At 46.4% G+C, this 24,699-nt stretch carries 23 protein-coding genes; 12 read left to right on the top strand and 11 right to left on the bottom strand.

The features are described from left to right. Positions 1-148 precede the first annotated feature (148 nt). Positions 149-601 carry a nucleotidyltransferase domain-containing protein gene (locus QUB33_RS15090; protein WP_333351420.1) on the top strand — a complete coding sequence of 151 codons (453 nt, stop codon included), beginning with the start codon at positions 149-151 and terminating at the stop codon, positions 599-601. Between the two features lie 91 nt (positions 602-692). On the opposite strand, the gene lpdA is transcribed toward QUB33_RS15090, so the two are convergent. Continuing rightward, positions 693-2,129 carry a dihydrolipoyl dehydrogenase gene (gene lpdA / locus QUB33_RS15085; protein ID WP_333288829.1) on the bottom strand — a complete coding sequence of 479 codons (1,437 nt, stop codon included), beginning with the start codon at positions 2,127-2,129 and terminating at the stop codon, positions 693-695. 445 nt (positions 2,130-2,574) lie between these two features. Here lpdA and QUB33_RS15080 point away from each other — a divergent pair, with 445 nt between their 5' ends. Then, positions 2,575-2,853: a hypothetical protein gene (locus QUB33_RS15080; protein ID WP_333351419.1), complete on the top strand. Its 279-nt coding sequence runs from the start codon at positions 2,575-2,577 to the stop codon at positions 2,851-2,853. A 250-nt stretch (positions 2,854-3,103) separates the two neighbouring features. Here QUB33_RS15080 and QUB33_RS15075 read toward each other — a convergent pair whose 3' ends face one another. The 5 genes from QUB33_RS15075 to QUB33_RS15055 form a co-directional block, all read right to left on the bottom strand. Beyond that, positions 3,104-5,380: an AAA family ATPase gene (locus tag QUB33_RS15075; RefSeq protein WP_333351418.1), complete on the bottom strand. Its 2,277-nt coding sequence runs from the start codon at positions 5,378-5,380 to the stop codon at positions 3,104-3,106. A gap of 191 nt (positions 5,381-5,571) precedes the next feature. Then, positions 5,572-7,149, bottom strand: coding sequence for a polysaccharide biosynthesis/export family protein (locus QUB33_RS15070; protein WP_333351417.1), 1,578 nt, complete (start codon positions 7,147-7,149; stop codon positions 5,572-5,574). 131 nt (positions 7,150-7,280) lie between these two features. Continuing rightward, positions 7,281-8,000, bottom strand: coding sequence for a cyanoexosortase B system-associated protein (locus QUB33_RS15065; protein ID WP_190662734.1), 720 nt, complete (start codon positions 7,998-8,000; stop codon positions 7,281-7,283). Next, positions 8,000-8,875 carry a cyanoexosortase B gene (gene crtB / locus QUB33_RS15060; protein WP_333351416.1) on the bottom strand — a complete coding sequence of 292 codons (876 nt, stop codon included), beginning with the start codon at positions 8,873-8,875 and terminating at the stop codon, positions 8,000-8,002. The genes QUB33_RS15065 and crtB overlap by 1 nt, the downstream gene beginning before the upstream one ends. 149 nt (positions 8,876-9,024) lie before the next feature. Beyond that, positions 9,025-10,164 (bottom strand): DegT/DnrJ/EryC1/StrS family aminotransferase, encoded by a 1,140-nt coding sequence (locus tag QUB33_RS15055; RefSeq protein WP_333351415.1) that lies wholly within the window; start codon positions 10,162-10,164, stop codon positions 9,025-9,027. 205 nt (positions 10,165-10,369) lie between these two features. On the opposite strand from QUB33_RS15055, the gene QUB33_RS15050 reads away from it, so the two are divergent. The 4 genes from QUB33_RS15050 to QUB33_RS15035 all read left to right on the top strand — a co-directional run bounded on the left by QUB33_RS15050 (position 10,370) and on the right by QUB33_RS15035 (position 13,412). Further along, the gene (locus tag QUB33_RS15050) at positions 10,370-11,407 is read left to right on the top strand and encodes an NADP(H)-dependent aldo-keto reductase (protein ID WP_333351414.1); all 1,038 of its coding nucleotides are present in this window, start codon (positions 10,370-10,372) and stop codon (positions 11,405-11,407) included. A 105-nt stretch (positions 11,408-11,512) separates the two neighbouring features. Then, positions 11,513-11,929, top strand: a complete 417-nt coding sequence (locus QUB33_RS15045; protein ID WP_333351413.1) for a hypothetical protein — start codon at positions 11,513-11,515, stop codon at positions 11,927-11,929. Between the two features lie 19 nt (positions 11,930-11,948). Then, on the top strand, positions 11,949-12,476 hold the full coding sequence (locus QUB33_RS15040; RefSeq protein ID WP_333351412.1) for a hypothetical protein: 528 nt from the start codon (positions 11,949-11,951) through the stop codon (positions 12,474-12,476). Between the two features lie 588 nt (positions 12,477-13,064). Beyond that, positions 13,065-13,412 (top strand): hypothetical protein, encoded by a 348-nt coding sequence (locus QUB33_RS15035; protein ID WP_333351411.1) that lies wholly within the window; start codon positions 13,065-13,067, stop codon positions 13,410-13,412. Between the two features lie 74 nt (positions 13,413-13,486). Here QUB33_RS15035 and QUB33_RS15030 read toward each other — a convergent pair whose 3' ends face one another. Genes QUB33_RS15030 through uvrB form a run of 4 tightly spaced genes read right to left on the bottom strand, consistent with a single transcriptional unit; the run spans position 13,487 to position 16,455 of the window. Then, complete coding sequence (locus tag QUB33_RS15030) at positions 13,487-13,885, bottom strand: DUF2281 domain-containing protein (protein ID WP_333351410.1); 399 nt, start codon at positions 13,883-13,885, stop codon at positions 13,487-13,489. After that, positions 13,882-14,226 (bottom strand): DUF6883 domain-containing protein, encoded by a 345-nt coding sequence (locus tag QUB33_RS15025; protein ID WP_333351409.1) that lies wholly within the window; start codon positions 14,224-14,226, stop codon positions 13,882-13,884. Before QUB33_RS15025 ends, QUB33_RS15030 begins: the two co-directional genes overlap by 4 nt. Next, positions 14,223-14,426, bottom strand: coding sequence for a DUF433 domain-containing protein (locus tag QUB33_RS15020; RefSeq protein WP_333351408.1), 204 nt, complete (start codon positions 14,424-14,426; stop codon positions 14,223-14,225). Before QUB33_RS15020 ends, QUB33_RS15025 begins: the two co-directional genes overlap by 4 nt. A 16-nt stretch (positions 14,427-14,442) precedes the next feature. Next, complete coding sequence (gene uvrB / locus QUB33_RS15015) at positions 14,443-16,455, bottom strand: excinuclease ABC subunit UvrB (protein ID WP_333351407.1); 2,013 nt, start codon at positions 16,453-16,455, stop codon at positions 14,443-14,445. 184 nt (positions 16,456-16,639) lie between these two features. On the opposite strand from uvrB, the gene QUB33_RS15010 reads away from it, so the two are divergent. Together QUB33_RS15010 and QUB33_RS15005 are read left to right on the top strand one after the other, a co-directional pair. Further along, on the top strand, positions 16,640-17,122 hold the full coding sequence (locus tag QUB33_RS15010) for a hypothetical protein (RefSeq protein WP_333351406.1): 483 nt from the start codon (positions 16,640-16,642) through the stop codon (positions 17,120-17,122). Positions 17,123-17,552: 430 nt separating this feature from the next. Continuing rightward, positions 17,553-18,245 (top strand): histidine phosphatase family protein, encoded by a 693-nt coding sequence (locus QUB33_RS15005; protein ID WP_333351405.1) that lies wholly within the window; start codon positions 17,553-17,555, stop codon positions 18,243-18,245. 816 nt (positions 18,246-19,061) lie between these two features. Here the strand turns inward: QUB33_RS15005 and urtA are convergent. Further along, positions 19,062-21,989, bottom strand: coding sequence for an urea ABC transporter substrate-binding protein (gene urtA / locus QUB33_RS15000; protein WP_333351404.1), 2,928 nt, complete (start codon positions 21,987-21,989; stop codon positions 19,062-19,064). A gap of 553 nt (positions 21,990-22,542) precedes the next feature. Between urtA and QUB33_RS14995 the strand changes: the two genes are divergently transcribed. The 4 genes from QUB33_RS14995 (at position 22,543) to QUB33_RS14980 (ending at position 24,463) form a co-directional block, all read left to right on the top strand. Next, positions 22,543-22,749 carry a hypothetical protein gene (locus QUB33_RS14995; RefSeq protein ID WP_333351403.1) on the top strand — a complete coding sequence of 69 codons (207 nt, stop codon included), beginning with the start codon at positions 22,543-22,545 and terminating at the stop codon, positions 22,747-22,749. Between the two features lie 381 nt (positions 22,750-23,130). Further along, positions 23,131-23,313, top strand: a complete 183-nt coding sequence (locus QUB33_RS14990; RefSeq protein ID WP_006632074.1) for a CsbD family protein — start codon at positions 23,131-23,133, stop codon at positions 23,311-23,313. A gap of 77 nt (positions 23,314-23,390) precedes the next feature. Further along, a complete protein-coding gene (locus QUB33_RS14985; protein WP_333351402.1) occupies positions 23,391-23,834 on the top strand; it encodes a hypothetical protein in 444 nt (147 codons plus the stop codon). Positions 23,835-23,950: 116 nt separating this feature from the next. Continuing rightward, complete coding sequence (locus QUB33_RS14980; protein WP_333351401.1) at positions 23,951-24,463, top strand: hypothetical protein; 513 nt, start codon at positions 23,951-23,953, stop codon at positions 24,461-24,463. Positions 24,464-24,699 lie beyond the last annotated feature (236 nt).

Raw genomic sequence — 24,699 nt, 5'->3', positions numbered from 1 at the left:
CACTAATTCTGTTTCTCTAACACCATAGGGAAATTTACCGCTTTGACCACCATTGATGAGACAAGCTATCGTGAGTAGGAGAAAATCGGAGTCGGATATTTGGTATAACGAAACAATCCCGATCGCCCTCCAATCATTTACTACAAATATGATCGTTAACGATAAGCTTAAAAACATACTGACGCAATTACGATCGCACTTCGAGCAACTCTACGGCGATCGCCTCACCCAAATGGTACTCTACGGTTCCCAAGCCCGAGGCGATGCACATCCCGACTCAGATATAGATGTGTTAGTAGTTCTGAAAGCGCCAGTTCAAGCGGGCGAAGAAATTGATAGAACTCTTCAGATTGTAGCAGATTTGTCGCTCTCAAATGATGAAGTGATTAGCTGTTTGTTTATGGACGAACAGCGATTTATACATTACAGCGGGCATTTATTGAGGAATATTCGCAAAGAGGGAATGTCATTTCTCAAGAAGCCTTTGACGGGCGGGCAGGATGCCCACCCGTCAAAAAAACTTACTCTTTGTGGAACAGGCATCTTGCCTGTTCTGGAGAATCCTAAAAGATGCAATTGCGAGCACTTTCATCTTCTTTAAGTTGCTCTACCACCGCCCTAAAACAGAATACTGAAATCCCCGACTTCTTCAAGAAGTCGGGGATCTAAAACAATAAAACCGCCCCTAGAAATTAATGGCTACCCGCTCCAGCCGCCCGTTTGAAAGCCTCATCCAACACTTCCGAAAGCGTCGGGTGAGTGTGCACTCGGAATGCTAAATTGTTAACAGAATCGCGCTGGGCGATCGCATTTGCTGCCTCCTGAATTAAATCCGAAGCGTGCAAACCGAAAATGTGAACTCCCAACAACTCCCCAGTATCTTTCCGGTAAATCACCTTAGCCGTACCGTCGGTTTCCCCTTCAGCAATAGCCTTAGAATTTCCCTTAAAATAAGTCTTGACAGAAGCTACCTCAAACCCTTCTGTTTTTCCTAACTCTTTGGCCGCAGGTTCAGTCATCCCCACATAGCTAATTTCCGGGTGAGTAAACGCCGCTGCCGGGATACTCAAATAGTCAACTTCGCGGGCACGGCCGCAAATATTTTCTACCGCAGCAATTCCCTGAGCAGACGCAGAATGCGCTAACATCATTTTGCCGTTAACATCGCCGATCGCCCACAAATTTTGCACCGGTTCTCCCGCCGCTAAAACCTGCATCTTATCGTTAACTGGGATATAACCGCGCATCGTTTCCACGCCAACTGTTTCTAACCCCAAATTCTTACTGACAGGAACTCGCCCAGTTGCTACCAAACAAGCATCTACTTCCAAAACTTCGACAATTTCCTTAGTCTTGAAATCAGCTAATTCAATAATCACCGGCGAACCAGGAGTAATCTTCTTAGCCAAAACACCCACTTTTGTTTCAATATCGCGGGGTGCAATTAACACCCGTTCTGCTAACTTAGCAATATCTGGATCGAAAGTCGGCATCAACTGATCTAGAGCTTCAATCATCGTAATTTCACAGCCCAGTGCGGTGTAAATATCGGAAAACTCCAAACCGATGTAACCGCTACCAATAATTGCGATCCACTTCGGCAGCGATTCCAACCTGACAGCATCGTCGCTGGTAAATACAGTTTTGCCGTCAATTTCTATCCCGGGGGGGACGAAGGGAACCGAACCGGGAGCGAGAATAATATCCTTGGCGGTAATAGTTTTCTCGCCTTTATCGGTTTCGACGGTAATTTTTTGAGCACTGGCAATTTTGCCCCAACCTTGGATGACATCGACATTCAAACGTTTGAGGCTGTTGGTCAAGTCGCCGCGAAGTTTGCTAACAATAGTGTTAGCGTGATTGGCGATCGCCCCGCGATCGAAATCCACATTCCCCAACTGAATTCCCAAAGTCTTCAGGTGGTGGGCATTCCGCAACTCTCGCACTCGCCCCGAAGCCGCCAATAGCGCCTTCGAGGGAATGCAGCCGCGGTTGACGCAAGTCCCCCCCATGTCCCCTGCTTCGATAATTGCCACTTTCAGCCCGCAGCTAACCGCGTGTATGGCCGCGCCGTGTCCGCCCACGCCAGCGCCGATAATTGCTAAATCGTAATCAAATCCCTGAGTCACCTTAAAATCTCCTAATGCCTTTGAAATCTTAGGACTCAAGCAAAAAACACCGTCTCTCCGTCCTTTCGAGGTGGCGCGTTGCCATCGCAACCCTTGAACAGCGGTAATAGTTGCATAAGTCCTGTCTCCTTATTCTCGACTAGACTAGGGTTAATTAGACAACGAAAGAGCCGTAACTGAGATTTTTTCAGGGTCAATGATTTTGAGCTGGGTCTGCACCAAGTCTCAAATCACTCAGTAGGCGGGTGTAAAGTTAAATATAGTTTGAAGGCTGACAATGCCCGCTGCAGGTTTTATATGGGGCAGCAAGTTCAGCCACAGGCATTCCCATCGCCCGGTTAAATTCTGTCCTCCTGCTTGTTTTAGTCGGTTTTCATCTCAAATATCTGCACGCGCCGGGGCGGACAGACTTTGTTGCCAAATTTTAGACCCTATGGAGTGGCTTATGACGGATGACGACAACCAGAAAGATTTACGCCGGGCCTCGGCTCAATCATTTTTTGAGTCCCTTGATGAATTGTTCGATTCTATAGAATCGAACAGCACTCAAGCGGCACAACCTAAATCTCCACCGCCTCCGGCTAAGTCTTCGAGTCAGTCTTCGAGTTTGCCGAAGAAGACTAGACCTGCGAAAATTAATTTGTCGGATTTTGAAGATGCGATCGCCGATTTGGAACAGTTTATCCAGAGCAAACACCAGAAACGCCCGGAATCCAATCAATAGTGCGATCGCATATTGTCAAGTAATGACTGTTGACTGTTGACTGTTAACTGTTGACAAGCGAAAAATTTTAGACCGAAGTTCCAGCTCCCAGATTCATCTGTGGAGTCAATTTTTAAATCTCAAATCTCAAATCTCAAATCTCAAATCGACTGGCTGCTAACGGTGCTTTAAGCTTAAGGTGCTTATGTCGCCGCCTACAATATATTCATATTTCATTGAGGATGGCTTTACAAGAATCAAGCCAAATAAATTATCTCAATTTACTATTAATAGCCTTGTTTTTAGGCTTTGACTGCTGCGGTAATTGCCTCGATCGCACTTCGATCGCCCGATCGCCGATCGCACTCAAAGGCAACTCCAATTCATCAAGATCATTGCGGAACTTGACCGGAATATCAGCACCGTTAATAATCGCTCCCAACAGCCGCGGCCCGGATTTATTCGACTCGTCCTCCTCAGATTCCAGCAACTGATCGGCAGCCTCAGACAACATACTAGACAAAGTGTAACCAGGCCGCGCCACCAAAATCATACCGTCCGTGTACGGTTCCAGCGTCAGCGCGTCGTTGCACTCGCTCAAAGCCGGAGAATCCACAACCACAAAATCAAAGCGGTTGCGAACATCCTCAAACAATCTCCGCATTTCACTCGATTCGAGTACGGCCGAGGCCTGTCGCAAAAAGCCGGGACTCGGCACAACGTATAGATTTTCTACCTCGGGAACCAAAAGGACACACTCACTAATATTGCCGTAATAGTGCAAAGGTTCCACCGTCGCCAAAGGATCGGCAGCAATTTTCAAAGATTCAACGTTAGAAGCCGATCGCAAATCTGCTTCAATTAGCAAAGTCCGTTTACCCGATCGAGCCGATGCAATTGCCAAATTGTAAGCACTAAAACTTTTCCCCTCCAAAGGCGCCGCCGAAGTCAGCAACACCACCTTCACCGGTTTGTTCCCGATCCGGCGCAAATTAGTACGCAACCGCTCGTAAAATTCCAAATAGGGAGAATTGGCCTCCAGGGCCAGAGGCATTTCATCGCCGTAGGAATCAAACACCGTCACTTCAGGCAAAACTGCCAGTATCGGCACCTCTTTTTCCACCAAAGCCGCCCGCACTTCTTCCCAACTGTAAAACTTGCCGTTGAGCATCCCCAACAAAAATATCAACCCCCCGCCCAGCAGCAGTCCCACAAATCCGCCCACCGCCAGCATCACGGGCAAACCTCTCTTGTTTGACTCAACGTCATCAGTTTTCGGAAATTGGGCGATTGTCAAACTCCCCGTTGTCTCAGCTACCGCCGCCTCAGCATCTACCAAAGCCGACTGCATCTTGTCGTAGAGAGCTTGTTTGAACGCCACTTGTTGGGCCAACCGCGCTTGTTCTAACTGCTTGTTGGGGATTGTCGCGTGTTCCCGACGCAATTCTTTTTCAGTTTTCTCGATTCCTTGAAGTTGCTGTTGCACCGTATCCCGCTGCGTTTGCAAAGCAATCAAAGTTTGAGCTAACTGCTGTCTGGCCGGATCTAAAGAAGAGTCTACCCGAATTCGATCGGCACTTCTGAGCGGAGCCGCCACCCCGTTACCGCCGAGTACCTCAGATTGTCGCTGCTGCAACTGCTGCTCAAAAGCAAGTTTTTGTTTGAGCAATTCTACAATTTTCGGGTGTTCCTCCTGCAAGTCGCTGCGGAGAATTTTGAGCTGAGATTCGATCGAAAACAATTGCACTCGCAGTTGGGCAATAATTGGATCGGCAGAGAGTGCTTGAGCGACGTAAGCTTGCTCCACATTCAATCCCAAGCGAGCCTGCAAACTGTTAATTTGAGCTTCAATTCCTCCCAACTGCACGCGGAGTTGCCGCTGCTGCTGTTGGATGCTGGTAATCGCTTGCGGCAAAGCACCGCTCTGAGCTGCTAAAATTGAAGTTCCTTCTCGTTTTGCGTAGGCTTCAAGTTTTGCTTCCGCCTCTCTGAGTTCCTGAGTTACTTTGGGCAAACGCTTGTTAATTTGGGCGATCGTCTCACGCAGTCTAGAAGTATTAAGAGTTTCGCTGCGAGCCACCATTTCGAGCATCAGCCTCTCTACTATTTTTACTGCTTTTTGGCGATCGGCATTTTTGTACTCTACTTGAATCAAAGCGCTGGGGTCATTATTCTTAGTGGGCATCTTTACTTGCACATTTTTTACCAGCTTTTTAGCCAAAGCTTGTAATTCTTTTTGCTCTTCTTTTGGGCTTAATTTTTTTGCGGGTTTGATGAGTTGTTTTGCGGCTGCTTCAACCACCGTTGTATCCAGCAGCATATCTTTAGTTATTTCTTGTCCTTCCTGTTGAATTTTAGTAGTAGTCGATGAAAAAATCACGCTCGGTCTGCGGTAGGCCAGCGTACCTGTAGCAACGTAAACTGGCGCCGCCTTTGGCTGCAGGGCCACTACTCCCGACACCCCCACAGTCACCGCGAGAGTAGCCAGTCCCACCCACTTGTATTGGTCGAAAGCAATTAAATAACGTTTGACAACTGATAAAGTCATGACGATTTTAGATGTTAGATTTTAGATTTTAGATTTTAGATTTTAGATTGCTAATTGTTAAGGATAACTAATGATTGCTGACAAATGATACCCATTTCCCAAGAAGCTGCAACTGTAGGTAAGTGCTAAACGCATATCGCATAAGTCATTCCCCATCGAAAATCGAAAATTGAAATTTTAAAATGGTATGACTACCTATCATTACGTGACGGGCCGAACAAATCTGTTACCCCATTTCTCAACTGTTCAAAGAACAGAATAAATCCCAAAGTATCCCGGAATGGTCGAGTAAAAGTATTGATTACATAACCAATGCGCTCTACCAAATTCCTACCAATCACAATCACATCATTATCTTCGAGCATCGGGTTCTGAGAAACATTGCCCTCCAAAGCAGCTTTAGCATCTATCGAACGGTTGATTGCTCTACCTTGCTTTTCGTCGAACCGAATCAGGGCTATTTTCCGCAAGTCAGCAAGATTAACAGGCAAGTTGTTGAGAGCATCCAAAAACCTGCTGCCATTTTCTACGTAGAACGAGGTCAAACCACCACTAGCGTAACTCAAAACTCGAACGTAGATCCTCGGCTTAATCAGGGTAGACCGCGCCACCAGAGCTTTGTCGTAGTTTAGGTTTTTGGTACTAGCGTCCAATTCCGGGATGACAATCACATCTCCCGATGCCAAAGGAAAATCGAACAAATCGTTAGCGTTTGCTAGAGGAGTGTAGAGGTCGATTGGTTCCTCCACCGAGGAGCCGTCCATCAGCGTCCGCCGCACTCGCACCTCCCGCAAATCGGCTTTTCCCGTCACTCCCCCTGCAATCACCAAAGCAGCCGAAATTCGACCCGAACCCGCCGGAAGCGTGTAAAAACCCGGTTTGCTGACTTCTCCGGTGACAGTGATTTGGACGGGGACAGCGGCAGCAGCGAGGCTGTACCTGGATGCTAAATCTTGATCGGATTTGCGATCGGGCGTAACCTGTTTATACGGTACGACGATCGCATCTCCATCTTCCAAACGCAAATCCGGCGGAGCAATACCAGTTTGCAACGGTGTCAAAATATCAACAACTTGCTCCGCGACAGCGCCTCCCGGCAGAGTCCGCCGCACCCGCACCGCCCGCAGTTCCGCCGTAGGATTAGTCCCAGCAGCAGCCGCCAGAGCCGCAGGAAGCTGGGGGGTTTGCAGCGGATAAAAACCGGGTCTGGCCACTTCTCCCGTCACCGTCACCACTACCGGGCGCTGAACCAGCAAAGCAGCCGAGACTTGAGGATTTTTGATAAATTGGCCAAAGCGCTCCCGGAGGCGCTGCTGTGATTCTTCGACGGTAAGACCGCGCACATTTACTGTTCCGATTAGCGGTAGTACAATTACCCCTTCAGGGCTGATTGGACCTGTAAAACCTAGCTCTGGGAAGCGCTGAACTTGAACAGAAATCTGGTCTCCCGGGCCCAGGCGGTAGGGTCGATTCCGAAAAGCTGGGTTAATATCCCGGTTGAAATTGGCAGGCGGCGGTGGCGGGACCCGCAATGGCGGTGGGGCCACAAGCCGCTCGTCTCTTGGAACAACAGATTGAGCTAAAGCCGTTTCCGAAAAATTTTTGCTATTAAAACCCCAGAATACAGCAGCAAAAGATAGAGTCCAAGCAGTTGAATACAGGCCGGCAAAGGAAAAAGCGAGGCGATTTTTAATTGTAGATTTTTCCCGCATTTTGAGAGGATTTAAAAAAGTAATATTGTGAATAATAGCCTGACTTGTAAGTTTCATCTAAATATAATAGCGACGAGAAAAAACAATAAGATATTTTAGGGGCGAGTTGAATGCGGATATTTACTAGGAAGCAGTTGATTTTGGCAAAACCTCCCCACGCTCTAGGCCATTTATTTGCACCTACCTGCTTACTCAAAGCGAAAAGTTTCTGTAATTAATTTAGCCTGAACACTTTCGGCAAGAGATTCCAGCAATGGTTGAGCTATCTTAATGTCGCCCTGCGGTTGAATGGGAAGGATGATACTGACAGCAACCCAAGAGGCGCGGCGGTTCGACAGTCTAGCAATGCTGTCTTCCCAAAACCAACGGCTGGTTGCTGGAGAACCACCGTTAGGCCAAGCGTACCACTGCATGACAGCAAAAGTTTGTTGGGGATTCCAGCTTCGGAAAAACCGGGCCTCGACGGTAGAGGGCGGCTTGTCGGGTATGGGCGCTAATTTAACTGTAAACCTCAAAGTGCGATGAGAATCTGTTTGCCACCGGTGAAATCCATCGATATCTAACCATTCTACCTGGGGCTGGTTTTTGGGGCCATTTTGAGGCAACAGCAATAAAATGGCAACTGTTCGATCATTTTTAATTTCTTCAGCTAACCATCTGTGACCGCCAATTTGGACGTTATTCTGGACCCGCATCACCTGCCACCCGGGAAGTGTCATCCCGTTTTGGCGCAAACTTTTCAATTGCTTGAGGTTTGCAACAGTTGGCGGGTTTGTCCAAGGCCACCTTCCTGTCGCGTAGCCGGGAATTGCTACTACCCCAACCAGTATCAGCAAAAACACCAGTATCATAATTTTAGATAATTGATACCGCCGCAGTAATTTCCGTGCTGAAATCATCTGTTTCATTAATTGCTAGACTGGCTTGGAAAATACTTTTCCACCCAGTTGAGGAGAAGTACCAATAAGCCTAGTATACAAGCAGAATACAAGTCTCCGCCCCATCCGGCGTGCAACCAAGTAAAAAGCCCCTCTCTTTCGGTTCCGTGAAAGTAAGTGAGCAAAGTGTTGCGGAAAATGTTGGAAGTGATGCTAATGATGGATGTACTAACTAAAAACAAAATGCTTCTTTTGCTATCGCTCCAAACTCCCGTCCAATCCAGCAGAATTAAGCTGACGTAAAGACTGGTAAACAGCATTTTTAAGCCTGCACAGTGTGGAGCAACTTCTACAATGCGCTCGTTTACGTACAGATAAATTTCTTCCACTCTCACGTTGATACCAATCTTAATTAATATCCAGCCTGATGCTTCAGCAATGAATTGCTGTAAGGGCAAGGCGTAGGGTTCTATGAGGTAAGGAATGTGGTTCGGCGAGGTCAGAAATACGAATAAAAGCGGCATCGCCTGCAATTTCAAGCCGGGAATTCCTTTTAAAGATAAGCAAATGCTGGCCAGCATTACGGGCAGGGATAAATTTACTAAATCGCTCAAGCGACTCAGATAAAAAAGCGTGGCTAGTACCAGCAAAAAGCCTCCCAAAGGATGCGGAGAGTTGGGCAAGCTGCGCCAGCACTTTCGGTTCATCCAAGCAGTATAAGCTGCGTAGGGCAAACCAATTAGTCCGTGGCTGAAATATTCGTGTTCGAGGCTGATGCTTTTGTTGAGCCAGCCGTCGTACCAGTGTAATAGCAGGGGGGCGTACAGCAGCACTAGGAGCACCGTGATACCTTCCGCCAGGAGGTATCGCTTGAAAACAATGCGAATTCTGCGCTGGATGTGCATGGTTTGAGAAGTTTTAAGATTGCCGCGCTGGATTCGCAACGCTTTCGGGTTTTAAACTGTGAGTTAAAGATTTATTAATTACCCACCAAAACGCTTTGAGAACCGCACCTTACTGCTTGAAACACCTGCCGCATAAATTTTATGAACAATTAGCAATTCAATGATAGTACGATCGCCCGAACAACTTGCTCGATATGAGTATTGCTCAATCCGGGATACATTGGCAATGATAAAATTTGTTGGCACAGGGTTTCTGCGCGGGGGAAGTCGCCCCGATTGCCTAAGTTTTGGTAGGCGGGTTGCAGGTGGCAAGGTAGGGGATAGTGTATGCCTGTTTGAATGCCGTGTTGGCCGAGTTTTTCCTGAAGGGTGTTGCGGTCGATCGAGCTTTCCTCAGTAATTTTGATAACATAGAGGTGATAAATGTGACCGCTGCTGCTGTGGTTGGCGATGGGTACAATGCCTTTGTGTTTCAGGGGTTCTAGTAGAGTATCGTAGTGTTGGGCGGCGTCGGTGCGATCGCGATTCCATTTTTCTAAATAAGGCAATTTAACATTGAGCACAGCAGCTTGCAAATTGTCGAGGCGGCTGTTGGTACCGATTTCTGTGTGCAAATATTTGCTGGGTGCTCCGTAATTGCGGAGAGTTCGCATTTTTTCTGCGAGTTGTGCATCGTTAGTAATTAACATCCCGCCGTCGCCAAAAGAACCGAGGTTTTTGCTGGGATAAAAACTGAAGGCTGCTGCTTTACCAATGGAACCCGCGCGGTATCCTTCTCTGTGGGCTAAGTGCGCTTGGGCGGCATCTTCAAATATTATTAAATCGTGGCGCTTCGCAAAATCTAAAAGCTGCCGGGGCGATACCATTTGACCGTAGAGGTGTACGGGGATAATTGCTTTAGTTTTCGAGGTAACTGCTGTTTCGGCTGCTGTGAGGTCAATCAGGGCGGTTTCCGGGTCACAATCTACAAGAATAGGTATAGCTTTGGCTTGGAGGACGGCGATCGCGGTGGCGATAAAAGTGTTAGCGGGTATGATAATTTCGTCGCCCGGATTAATGCCGCAAGCTTGGAGTCCCAGAGCGATCGCATCTGTTCCGCAAGCCACTCCTACGCCGTATTTTACTCCAGAAGCTGCTGCAAATGCTGTTTCAAATTCGGCGAGTGCTTTGCCTAAAATAAAGTCTCCTTCCTGGATGATTTTTCTAATTGCTTCTGCTATTTGGGATTGGATGGGTTGGTGTTGCAGGGAGAGATTTACAAACGGAACTTTGGGCTGGCGGTTACTCATAAACTATCAGGACGTAATTATTTATATTAACATTTAAGGGCAAATAGTTTTTAAAATATTTTAACCGCCGAGGGCGCAGAGTAGCATAGAGAAAATGAATTTTTTTTACAGAAGAGCTGCGTTTCACGTCGTTTTTTTTGAGTGAGTAACTAAATGAAACTTTTTCTGTAATATAGAATCAGATAATTTCCCAGCAAGCGAAATCATGGAATACAAAAAACTCGGCGACAGCGACTTATCAGTATCTGAAATCTGTTTGGGTACCATGACTTACGGCCAGCAGAACACCGTTGCAGAAGCGGCCCAACAGCTTGATTTTGCGATCGATAGAGGAATCAACTTTATTGATACGGCCGAAATGTATCCCGTCCCTGGAAAGGCGGAAACTCAGGGAAAAACAGAGGAATATATCGGCGAGTGGTTGGCGAAGCAGCAGCGGGATAAAGTCATTATAGCTACTAAAGTGGCGGGTAGAAGCACTCGATTAAAGTGGATTCGGGAAGGGAAAAATCAGATCGATCGCCCAAATGTCGAAAAAGCCCTGAATGACAGCCTGAAGCGCTTGCAAACTGACTACATTGACCTGTATCAGATCCACTGGCCAGACCGCTACGTGCCACTATTTGGCGCGCCGGATTACGACATCGCCCAAGAACACGAAACAGTGCCAATTTTGGAACAGTTAGAGGTATTTGCTGACTTGATTAAAGCTGGCAAAATCAGCTATTTAGGTTTGAGTAACGAGACGCCTTGGGGAGTTTGCGAGTTTTGCACGTTGGCGGAAAAACACGGTTTGCCGAAAGTTGTTTCGATTCAGAATGCTTTCAGTTTGAGCAATCGGACATTTCACCTAAATTTAGCAGAAACTTGCCGTTTTCAGAATGTGGGATTGATGGCTTACAGTCCTTTGGGATTTGGGCTGTTAACGGGGAAATACTTGAATGGAATTCCCGAAAATTCTAGGTTGGCTTTATTTGCGGGATTTGGTCAGCGTTACGATAAAACTAATCTGAATGATGCGGTGAAAGCCTATGTTGAGATTGCGGGGAAACATGGGATAAGTCCGGCGCAGATGGCTTTGGCGTATGTGCGATCACGCTGGTTTGTAACTAGCACTATTATCGGTGCAACAAGTCTCGAACAGTTGGAGGAAAATATTGGTAGTTTGGAGGTGAATTTGGATCGGGAGATTATAGCGGAAATCGATGCGGTGCACGCTAAGTATCCGAATCCGACACCGTAAGTTTATTAGTAGGTTGGGTTGAGGTAACGAACCCTACGTTTCACTTCGCCCAACTTACTCCTTTTTTATATTATGTAGGTTGTACCCAGTAAAAAAAATACCGAAGTGGCAGAAATTATAGAACAGGATATAATAAACTCAAGCGTAGAAGTTGGCAGCGGTTGTGAATGGACAGGTAGAGGAACAGAACCCCAATGGAACAATCCTAAATCAACGAAAGCTTACGACCATATTGCTCGTCATCACGGTCCCCAACTTAAACCCCATGAACTTATGGGAAGAGCGACAAGTTCCAACAAGGATCAAGGACAGTGGTTAAATCCTCAAAATTGGGTAAATGCCGAGCAATTGATACCCAAATATTCCGGTAAATATATCATTGATTTTCAACGTGCTATCGGTAGAGTTTACCATCCTGATGGAACGATAACTGAGAATGTTACTTACGCGAAAATAAAAAGAAATCCTGATGGCACACTGAAGTACGGTTATCCTGTAGTAAAGACTTCAAATTTTTCATAATTAAATAGGAGGAGCGAGGATGAATAACAGTCAAAAATTTAATTTTCAGTTAGGAGAACGTTTTTTAGAAAATTACGCAGATCCTCCAGAAGATCCATTGGGAGAACTTACTCATTTTGAAATGGCTATCCGGCGTTTTTGTTTTGAGTACGATCATAAAGTATCCATAGAAATAGGTGATGAGAGAATACAGGTATTTTTAGATCCTGATATCTGTATGATTTTGGACGATAATCTGCCAGAACAAATTAGGAAACTGTCAGAAGGTAAGCCAATAGAAATAGATTTTGCTGAAAGTTGTACGCTAACTATCAAGTTAGTACCCACAGACGATCGCATTAGCTGTACTTTGAGAAAGTTTGGGACTTCCTGCTGGGAAAAGCATTTTGAATTCGATCGCACTCACGTATTAGATGTGCTGAGAGGTTTTCTTCAGGAAGTGATGCAGCTAGCTGTAGATAAGGGTTACATCACGCTGGAAGAGAAGGAGGAGTTTATTAGTCCGGCTTTTGCTAGCAGTACGGATGCTGCGGTATTGAGCAAGTAGTTGGTTTTGGTGGTGTTTTGGGCGATCGACCTTTTTTTTATATTTCTGAAACCCTTGCCCTATCTGCCCGCAATCAATTCACTCACGTTTCAATTCTTAATAGAGATTTAGGTTAATTGTGGCATCCATTTTACCCATAGCCCGGTATACCGCGCTATTCAAGCCTATTAGATTAAAGCGGCATCGGATGTCGGCAAATTGAGGTTGAGTTGGCATCCACTTTACCCATAGCCCGGTAGACTGCACTATTCAAGCCTATTAGATTAAAGCGGCATCGGATGTGGGCAATCGGATGTTTAAATCTCCGTAATAAAGAAAACAAACGGTCTTATTACTCGCTTGACAATTCAACGAACGAGTGGTAAATTCTTAAAATACAAGATCAAACAAAACTTCCTCACATTGCCTAGTGTAAGAAAGACAAAGCTTTAATGTCTTGTAGTTTTTGCAATAGCCAATCATATCTGATACGGAAAAGGCCCGCCTGAAGTAACGATTCAGACAGAGGCCTTGCTTTAGCTAGCGAACTCACAGTGGTTTGACATCTCAACTTCAGACCACCACAAGTCAACGTAACTTTTGAAATATATGTCCCATAATTATACTCCACAATGCGAGTCGTTGTACACCAACCTTCAGCGGACTAAGAAAACCCTCTCTGTTTTGGCGGAGTCACACCGCGCTTTGGCGAAGTCGAACCGCGCTTTGGCGGAGTGGAACCGCAGTCTGCTTGAGGAAAACGAAGAAAAGGATGAAACTATCAAAGCTAAGGATAAAACTATCCAATCCTTTGAGGAAAAAGTCCTTGAACAGCAACAAGAAATAGATGACTTGAGGCGCGAACGTGATTGGCAGCCAAATGACTGGGATAACGATGGTTCATCAAATGCAGATTGTGACGATCGCCAATATGCAGCATATCGACTAGGAATCTGATAGAAAGCCCGATCGCCCTTTTCATCCCTAAAAATAGGAAAATGGTAAAAGGCGATCGCATTTCACCTAAATGCTTAATACGATCGCACTTTTTGCTGTTTTTCCTGCAAAAACTCCGCAAAATCGCATACTTCAGCCACTAACTCGTCAGGTAAATTATTTAAAACCGACAGTAAATGCTCTCGAATCCCCATCATTGCGTCGGCCGATTTTACTAATTGCAACTGATGCGGATAAACTGTTTCAACACCAATCGTTTCCATAAATGCTCCTGGTTCATCCTGAGTTGCAGGCACAAAATCCCCGCCAACTTCTGCTTTCACCCATCCCCCAAATAATTCTACTAAATAAGCTTCACCCTTCTTGAAAACCTCAACAATTGTCCCGGCTGTTTGTGGCGGTGCTATCTGGCCATCAGCGAGGGCGACTGCTTCGGTTAAAGTCACTGCATCCAATAACTGAAATTTGCTCATTGCTGTCTCCCAAAGCGTTGAGGAAATGCGGTAACAAATCTAGCAATATCTTCACCAAATAAAACAATCCAGCCTGTACGTATTTGCCAAGATACCCCCGATCGCCCTGTAACTAAAATAATAGCTTGGTAGCGTTCTCCATAGTCATTCTGTCCGACTGGGTGTAACAATTCTAGCGAGATTTGGGCTATAATTGCCTCTCGAATCGCCTCCGGTGACTCAAACCCCATCACCTCCCGCCAGAATTTCTGCTTATCTCCGCCTACTCCTGCTTCCATGGCACTGCTGAAGAGATATTGCGCCTTAGCAATGGGAAACTCTAAACGAGTGGGTGCATTCATAGCATTGAGGTTGAGAGTTGATACTGGAGACTAGCTTTAATATCCTCTGCTTCCAAATAGGGATAAGCTGCCAAGATTTCCTTTACACTCATCCCATTTGCCACTAAACTCACTACCAAAGAAACAGTAATTCGCATTCCTCGAATGCAAGATCTTCCTCCCATAATTTTTGGATCGAAGGTAATGCGATCGAACATCATATCCTCCCACTCTTCCTTAATGTCCCAATAGCTTATCCCGCAAATGCTTAATCCGATCGCGCAATTTACCCGCCTCCTCAAACTCCAACTTCTTAGCCGCCGCCTTCATCTGCGCTTCCAAGCGCCCGATTAACTGAGGAATCTCATCCAAAGATAACTCGTTTACCTGTTCGTAAACCTCCTCCAACTGCTGAGAATTCAGCTTGCGCGACACATCCAAAAATGCCAAAATCGCATTACTCGATCGCTTTTTGGCGATCGGCTGCGGCGTAATCCCGTGCATCTTATTGTAGGCTACCTGAATCCCCCGGCGTCGATCCGTTTCGTCGATCGCCTTAACCATACTATCCGTCAAATTATCCGCGTACAAAATAGCCTGTCCCTGAACGTGCCGCGCCGCCCTTCCAATCGTTTGAATCAACGAACGTCCCGATCGCAAAAACCCCTCTTTATCCGCATCCAAAATTACCACCAGCGAAACTTCCGGCAAATCCAAACCTTCCCGCAGCAAGTTAACACCAATCAATACATCAAACTTACCATCCTGCAAATCTTGGATAATTTCGATGCGTTGAATCGACTGGATTTCCGAGTGCAAATACCGCACTCTAATTCCCCTTTCCTGCAAATATTCGGTTAAATCTTCCGCCATCCGCTTGGTTAAAGTCGTCACCAAAACTCGCTCGTCCCGAGTTACTCTCTCTTTGATTTCCCCCAACAAATCATCAATTTGCCCTTCCGTCGGGCGCACGAAAATTGTCGGATCTATGACTCCGGTAGGGCGAATTACTTGCTCTGCAACTCGGCCTTCAGATATCTCCATTTCCCAATCCCCAGGCGTAGCAGAAACAAATATGCACTGATTCTCTTTTGCCCAGAATTCCTCTGCTTTTAAAGGGCGGTTATCGGCCGCGCTGGGCAAGCGGAAACCGTGTTCAATCAATACTTTTTTGCGCGCTTGGTCGCCGTTGTACATCCCCCGAATTTGCGGCACGGTGACGTGAGATTCATCTATCACCAACATCCAATCTTTCGGGAAATAATCAATCAAACATTCTGGCGGTTCCCCCGCATTTCTCCCTGCTAAATGCCGCGAATAATTTTCGACTCCGTTGCAGTAACCTACCTCGCGCAGCATTTCCAAATCGTAGCGCGTGCGCTGTTCCAACCGCTGAGCTTCTAAGAGTTTACCCTGTTTTTCAAATTCTGCCAGTCGGTCTTCTAATTCGAGTTCTATTCCTTGGCAAGCAGCCTCTAATTTATCTTCTGCCGTGACAAAGTGGCGCGCTGGATAGATATTTAAAGCGGTTGAACTTTGCAGGATTTTACCTGTTACGGGGTCAACGTAGCGAATGGCATCGATTTCGTCGCCGAAGAATTCGACGCGAATAATTCTATCTTCGTAAGCGGGGCCAATTTCCAAAACATCGCCTTTGACGCGAAATTTGCCTCTGCCTAAATCTATGTCGTTGCGGCTGTATTGGACGTTGACTAAATCTCGCAAAACTTGCCGCTGGTTGACTTCCATTCCTACTCGCAAAGGAATAGCAGCTTTCAGGTATTCTGCGGGCATTCCCAAACCGTAGATGCAGCTAATTGAAGCAACTACAATCACGTCGCGGCGTTCAAAGAGCGATCGCGTGGCGGAGTGCCGCAGCATATCTATCTCGTCGTTAATTGCTGCCGTTTTCTCAATGAAAGTATCGGTGACGGCGATGTATGCTTCAGGTTGGTAGTAGTCGTAATAACTGACAAAGTATTCGACTGCATTGTTCGGGAAAAAATTTCGCAGTTCGTTGCACAGTTGAGCTGCCAGGGTTTTGTTGTGTGCTAGGACTAAAGTGGGCCTGCCGACTTTTTCAATCACCGAGGCAATGGAGAAGGTTTTGCCCGTACCTGTGGCACCGAGTAAGGTTTGAAATCGATCCCCAGCTTCGATGCCTTTGACGAGTTGGGCGATCGCTAGCGGTTGGTCGCCTGTGGGCTGGAAGGGCGCTTGCAATTGAAAAGATGCTGCCGCAGTTACCATAGGAAAATGTAGCTATTACCCATAAATCTTAACAAAAATGCAGAGATTCTGCAATTTCGTTAAAAAAATAGTTAGACTTTGTAATATTATTTTAATCATCGGCCGAAATAGAAAGCAGAAAGCCAAGAAAAGCAGTTGTCCGCACCCAGCAATCAACACCCAAAAATAAGCGAGGAAAAGAATTATGGATACGAGGAGCACAGGTACAGGCAAAGGCAAAGCACTCGCCCGCCGCGGTAAAGGAGGTTCCAAAAGCCAACCGACAGAACCCACGGATACCAAAGCAACAGGAATTCAACTTTATCGGCCTCAACTCATGCATGACAACCGCCCCGTCGGTCCAGACGATTTTACCATCAGCGAGACCGTCTCGATATCGGGGAACCGCCCGATCGGCATTAGCACGCTGCACCTCAGCGAAACCTACGGCACTGTAGGCAATCGCCCGGTCGAATCCAGCGACTTTGAAGTGGTTGCTACACTCGGCAATCGCCCGATCGGCTCCAGCGCCATGCAAGTCAGCGAAATGTTCAGTATGTCCGGTGCCCGCCCTATAGCAATCAGCACTCTTCACATTGATGAAGTTTACTCGACAATGGGAGGAAATCGGCCAATTGCCTCAAACGAAATTGACGATAGCTCAACATTAATGGGCTTCTTAGATTAATTAGTCATTGGTCATTAGTTATTAGTTTTTCGCTGTTAACTAATGACTAATTAAACTTTTTTAGACCAGTTATTGACGAAGGCGATCGAGCAATTGAATCGTCTCCACTGATTTATTTAACTCAGCCAATTTTAACAATCGGCGCTGCTGATTTGTGGTATGAACGACTCAATCTCCAAAAAATGAAACAAGCGCTTCAGGGAGCATTTTAAGGAAAGCAGCCCAGCTAGAAATTGGAGTTAGGAGCTAGGGGGGAAAGAGTAAGAACTAAGAAGGAAGAAGGAAGGAGACACAAGAAGTGTTTTTACAAATATGAGATGCTCCCGCGCTTCAGAACATCTTCGGAATTTCCCACTTATCTATTTTCATCCCGTGATTCATCAACACCCTAGAAGTGATTTTTACCCTAAATAAGAGGGAATATCAAACCGTGTCTATTTGGATTATTCGTCATGGTGAAAGTCAATCTAATGCAGGGTTAGCAACTATTGAACCGCCTGAAAACGCCTTAAGTGAATTGGGCGACCGACAATCAAGATGTATTCCAACCGCCGTTAAACAAACTCCAGACTTGATTGTGACTTCACCTTATCTGAGAGCACAACTCACGGCTCAACCATTGATTGAAAAATTTCCACATACACCCGTTGAGGTTTGGCAAGTTCAGGAATTTACCTATCTGGGTCTACAGCTCGACCAACCAACCACAACCCAGGCTCGCAAACCTTTGAGCAAAGCTTACTGGGACCGCTGCGACCCTGAATATGTCGATGGAACCAACGCCGAATCGTTGGTTCAACTGATGGAACGAGTCCGAACTGCCCTCAACCAGTTGCAACAACAATCCGGTTTTGTAGTTGTCTTTTCACATGGATTTTTTATCAAAGCAATGCTGTGGCAGATTTTGGCTAAGCCAAGGGTAATTGATGCCGTTGCGATGACTCGGCTTTTGGGATTTTCGCGAGGATTTCCAGTACCGAATGCGTCTATTTTGCAGATGGAATTTGATTCAGGTGGAATAGTTCATTGGAGTTCCTTCATCACCAATCATCTGCCACCGGAGCTAGAATCGGTAGCACCCGATGCAACTGTGGCTCCCGATGCAGGGGATCAACCCTCGTAACCTACCTTCACTGGAACAATGCCCCAACCAACGCCAGAGTGGCGTTGCTGATTTATGGTATGAACGACTCAATCTGCCAAAAATGAAACAAGCCTGTCATATCAATTCCGGTTGCACCGGAATTATTGTTGACTGTTGACTGTTGACTGTTGACGGGCGGGTCGAAAAACTGAATGGTTGAGTGTTAACTGTTGACTCGATTTTATTATTCCGATGCAACCGGAAACGATATCAGAACATCTTCCGAATTACCAAGTTATCTATTTTCCTACCGTGATTCCGCAACGCCTAACAATCCTTTCGCCATTGTTAAATAGCTCAACAGGGTCAGGAAAAGCACGAGCGAAAAAGCGCTGTAAATCTCTATTCCTAATGTGGTCACAGGCTAGCCAAAGAATATGAGCTAGCTGCCAAAGCGAACTACTCAATCCACAAAATCTCACTTTTTAGTTACAACAACAGTATCTGAGCCGTTGGCAGGAGCTCGATTAAATATTAAAATATTTTGGGTAACTGGTAACAGTTATAGCAGAAGACCTTCGGCAGAAAACTCTCCCAGCAATAATTTCAACAATTAATAACATTCTCAGCGTCTTCAGGGTTGCTATAACTGTTAATATTTCACAACATTTAACAGTTGATCTTTCACATTTCAGAGTTCAATGGCTAATGACTACTGATATCGTTTCCGGTGGCATCGGTATTGTTTAAATGTCTAAACAGTCAGTGGTTCCGAAAGCATAATTTTAGTCAACAGCCACCAGTTAACAGTCAACAATATTTTGCTCGTGCAACCAGAATTGATATGACTCATAACTACTTCCCCAAACTCTGATATTTACTCAATAAAGCAGCAAAGCGCTTGTAATCCACAGGCTTCCTCACATACTCCGCCACTCCCAATTCCCAACCCTGATTTTGGTCGTCCAAAAAAGTTATCATAATCACTGGAATATCAACCAAATCTCGATCGGCTTTCAACGCCGACAGCACCGCCCAGCCGTCCATACTTGGCATCATCACGTCCAGAATAATCGCGTCCGGCAGCAACTCCTTAGCCAACAGAAGCCCCCCTTGACCGCTAGCCGACGATCGCACCCGAAATCCCTGTTTCGACAAGCAGCGGGTCATCAAATCCCGCGCGTCTGGATCGTCGTCAATCACCAGCACAGTAGCAGCATCCGGCAGATCCAGCGGTTGCGATGGCACTGCTTTTTGCTTCGCTTCTGTCGCTTCTGCACTCGTGTCTAAATCCTGGGAAGGCTCGGCCTCAATTTCTGGGATTTCTCGATCGTCCTGCGCTTCTTTCGGGCTTGTAATCGCAATCGGCAACCGGATCGTAAAACTAGAACCGCAATTAAATTCGCTCTCAACGGTAATGTCTCCGCCCATCATCTGGCAAAATTTCCGGCTAATTGTCAGCCCCAAACCCGTGCCGCCGTATTTGCGGGTAGTAGAATCGTCCGCTTGAGTGAAAGCTCCGAACAACCTCGACACCTGATCGTCAGTCATGCCGATGCCGGTATCGGTTACTTGAAAGACGATGGAAGGCTGTTGACACCGAGAAGGATCTGCCGAGAGTTCTTCGGAATTGCCGATCGGCAAAACCTCCCCTTCTTCTTTCCAAACATTAATCGTAATTTTGCCTCGATCGGTAAACTTAGCAGCATTGGTCACCAAATTCAACAGCGCTTGCCGCAGCTTTGACACATCAGAGTATATCGTGCCAATATTGCGATCGCAATTGACAATCAAAGTATTGCCATTTTTCCCTAGCTGGGGTTGAACCGTAGTGACAACCTGCTCGAGCAAATTCAACACATCAAAAGTCTCCAAGAAAAGAGTCATCTTTCCTGCTTCAATTTTAGAAATATCCAGGATGTCGCTAATAATGGTGAGCAATTGCTTGCCGGCCATATTAATGCTTGCCAAATCCATCACAAACTCTTCTTCGCCGAGTTCCAGAGCCTCTTCTTGCAGCAGCTCGCTGTAGCCGATAATCGCATTCAAGGGCGTCCGCAACTCGTGAGTCATATTTGCCAAAAAAGTGCTTTTCGCCCGGTTGGCAGCTTCCGCGGCATTCTTAGCGACTTCCAATTCCTTCGATCGTTCCTCTAGCTGCCGCTGCCGCACTTCCAAACCGTTAAGCAAACTGTTAATTTGCTGAGCCATGGTATTGAGAGTAGAAGATAGCACCCCGATCGCGTCATTAGAAACAACAGGCGAGCGAGCCGTCAAATCACCGCTCGCCATCTGTTCGGCAGTTTCCCGCAGCAAGCCGAGATTCCGAATAATTGCCGACACCGACACAAAACCCACTGTCCCCGCGATCAAACTCAAAACCAAAGCCCCCATCAGCCAGTGCTGAGTTCGACTCGCCACAAAGAGAGTTTGCTGCACCAGCACCGCCTTTGCTGCCTCAGAAACCCCCGCCGCCGGATCTGAGGCAGCCTCTATTGCCAGCAAATAGTTCTTCATATCCACAGAACCCATCCACCCGACTCCCACCGCCATCCAAGTTATCAGTACCAAGATGACAAACAGCCCGCTCAAAGACGCCCGTGTTCCCAGAGAAATCCCCCTCGTAGCAAGTGCCGCCGCCCAAGGATAGCTCTTGAGAAAAGGATCTGGCTGCACAGGTGCGCCGGAATTCCAAATCTCCTCAATTTGACCGTCTGCCCTCACCTTGCCAATCCTCACTGTTTTCCAGATATGCTGAGTTTGGGCATCTATTTTTACCTTGCCCGAGGGCGCTGCAAACTCAATATTTTTAGCAGCCGCCCTGACTTTAACCGCATCTGTCGAACCAGCTTTTTCTACTGCTTGCTTCCACAGGTAAACGCCCAAATAAGCCGCTTCGATCGGGTCATCGGTGACTCGATTTTCCCCGTATCGGGCTTTATAAGCCTTGACAAATTTACGATTTTCCGGTGTATCCACCGTTTGAAAATAGTTCCAAACCACCAAATGTCCAGCAATATTGGACGGCCCGATCGCCCGCACTTCTTCTTCTGCTACGCTGACCGACATCACGGGCAAATCCTCGGGTTTTACGCCAGCTTCCTGCAGATGAAGGAAAAAAGCCACATTGCTGTCCCCGTTGAGAGTGTTGAGAATAGCATCCGGTTTCACTGCTAAGATATGTGCGATCGCCTCGCCCACTTCTCTCGATCCCAGCGGCAGATACACTTCCCCCGCCAACTCTCCCCCCTGTGCCGCCAGTTGAGCTTTCACAATCCGATTTGCCATCCGGGGAAACAGATAGTCCGAACCCAACAGGAAAATTTTCCGCTTCCCCTGTGCCAGCAAGTAATTCACCCCAGGCACAATCTGTTGGTTCGGGGCAGCACCAGTGTAGAAAATATTCGGACACTGTTCTAGCCCTTCATACTGCACCGGATAGAACAGCAACCCTTGGTCCTGCTCGAAAGCAGGCAGTACAGCTTTGCGGCTCGCCGAAGTCCAACAGCCAAATACCACCACCACCTGCGCTTCTAGGAGCAATTGCTTAGCTTTTTGAGCAAAAGTTTGCAAATCGCTGGCTCCATCTTCTATAACCGCTTCCAAGGGGCGTCCGAGCACCCCTCCCGCCGCATTAATTTCCTCAACAGCCAACAGCGTCGCATCTTTAACAGAAATTTCGCTGATGGACATCGTGCCCGTCAGCGAATGCAACACGCCTATTTTGATCGGCTCACGAGTCGGGCCGGCTGCTTCGAGAGGGTTACTGCTCCTTGCTCCCATAGGGTTTTAGATACTTTTTACTAATAACAGAAATTTTAGTTCGCTCCGGCAGGAAGTTAGCCTTGAGGCTAAGTCTTCTTTAGCCGATTATTTAACCCGAGCGCCACACAACTTGCCAATTGCGGCACCCTGTTGATTTTCAAGGTCAAACTGCTCTACATCTGACTTAAGTCTGCACTAAATCTGTCCCCTATTTCTCTCTTCATCTTTTACAGATCTCGAAACAGCCTCATCAAACAAACGACAAAAGGTACTTATGGCGATCGCGTCGCAGAAAAATTCTCCCCCCTCCTCCTCTTTCCCCAACTCATTCACTGCCCGCGCCTTGCGACTCACCAAGCAATCTCACGCACTATTCCCCTTCCCCTATCTCCTTTGGGGCTAATGGAAGTTTCCGTAATTTATCTTAACTATAAAACTCAAAACTCTTCACCATCCCCTATCTCCCTTCAGACAGAGGGAAATCTTCGCGATTTCCCTTATGATAAGTATAAGGTTAACTTTTAAGTACCCTTGTTAAAAATAATTTTTGCAAACAATAGGGGAAAAAGTAATGAATACTGAAGAAAACGCGACCCACACTGGTAGCGAAAATCAAGTCACGCTACCAAAATCCCGGGAAATCTTGCTCGGCGAGGAAACAGAAAAAGCCCTCGGTCAGCAAAAACAAGAAGATGCTCAAACTATGCGCGCTGTCGAACAGTTGAAAGAAGAACTTCAGCAAAGAATAGATGAAGAGTGTCATCACAAGGTAGATTAAAACTAATAAGTTTTTTTTCGGGTGTGGGTAAGATGCGGTCTTGCCCACACCCGCCTTTTTAAGGCAGAATTAAATAAAATTTATAATTTATAAATTATTTTGGGTTAAAAAAATAGTCTTGGACGCACAGGCGACCCTCCAGCAGTTTTTTTTTACAAAAATACTTGATTGCAGCCAGCAGAAACGGTAAAAAAAGCCGATCCGATAAGTATCAAAGTGGCAGCCCGTCTAAAATTAAAAAATTATTTTTCCATCTTCCATCTTCCATCTTCATTTTTTCTTCATTGTTTCTTCCTAGAGGTAGAGTGCAACGCCGCTCCTAGTTACCTATGATGAGTTTATTAAATAGAAAATGTCTGAGACACAGATAGGGAGAAACCAATGAGCACTGAAGATAGAGCAAAGGCAACTGGCAACAACATCGCAGGCGCTGCTCAAGAAGCCCTAGGCAATGTTACTGGCGACCCGAAAGATAAAGCCGAAGGCAAAGCCAAGCAGGCCAAAGCTGAAGCTGGTCACGCCATCGAAGATGTAAAAGATGAGCTCAAAAAGAAACTAGACTAAGCCTAATACTAATTGAGAGGGTCGAGCAACCTGACCCTTTCAAGTATTCCCAATCTTTTCTGAACGGAGGAAAAAAGGTGAGTTTATTGCAGCAGAGTCGCAAAATAATTGCGGGCGTACTTTTGGTATTAATGCTGGCAGTAACTACTGCCTGCGCGCCCAGCGTTTCAGCCCAAAAACCGACTGATGTACCTGTAGCAATTGGTGGCAGTAAGGGTTATTACGCGCAGCTAGAACAGGGCAATACCGTCGCAGGTCAAGATTTTGGTAAATGGGTAACATTGACGGCTCAGGGCCTGGTTCAAGATGCTTACGTGCGCGATAATAACAAATTGGGAGTTGTAATTACCCCGCAAGTCCGCCCTACAGAAGTGAAAGATTTAGCCAAATCTTTAGCACAAGGTTTTCACCGCAATTTCCCAAATCAGGATGTAAGTGTTTTGGTTTACGCTCCTGACAAAAAACTGATTTTGACGGCTAAGTACGACCAGCAATCAAATCAAATTGAATACAAGTCTTGACCAGGTTAGAAAGCTTAAATTAAAGCCGCGCCACGGTTTAATATTCCGCAGTTTTTTGAAGGCGAAACAATCTCAAGTAAAGACAGAAATGTTGTGTAGATTGGAAGAGAGTTACCATGAGTAGCAGCGAGAATTACAAGAGTCAAATCATGAAGGATTTGGCCCAGGGAAATCGAGAAATGATGCCGGAGACAACCGGTGAAGAGTACGAAAATTTTGACGATTTTGCTCAGAGAACTTCACCGGCTCAGCGCAAACAATTATTCGGGCGTTCCCTGAATCACGACTCCCTCCCGCCGGCTCAGTTGGAACCGGAATTGCAAAAGGCGATCGCCCAAATTAAGCCAAACGAACGCGACGATGTAGCGCGGGAATTCTTCAAGCATTTGGGGAAGAGAGGATTGGACGATCGCCAATTGGAAAAGCAGCTAGGACTTTCTACCCACCACGCCAGCCGCATGAATGCTGACGATGTTACCAAGCTGGCCTCGTTTACCTATCACAATCACCCGGATATTTTCCAAGAAGTGCTGGCCGAACAGCCGAGTTTGATGAAGTTTTTGGGCAATCCAGTTGTGGCGGGTATTTTGGGAATAGTTGCGGCTAAATGGCTCAACAACCGCAAATAGTCTCGGATTCAGACCAGTTTAAAAGCTGATAATACGTGCAGTAGATAAAAGGACGATCGCTCAGGCGATCGCCCTTTTATCTTTTATATCTAGTCCTGTAAAATACCCGTGAGCGCGTTTGTAGTTAACACTTTAGTCCTCAGAATCTGCTCAGGACTAAAGTCCAATGGCACTGAAAAAGTCTCAATCACGCCCTCCGTTTAGATTTCAAGACAGAGCGAGGTTCCTGCATTCGA

The sequence above is a fragment of the Microcoleus sp. B3-A4 genome (genome assembly GCF_036705385.1).
Taxonomy (GTDB): Bacteria; Cyanobacteriota; Cyanobacteriia; order Cyanobacteriales; family Microcoleaceae; genus Microcoleus.
Note: the sequence above shows the minus strand (reverse complement) of the source record. Positions and strands in the feature narration are given on the sequence as shown.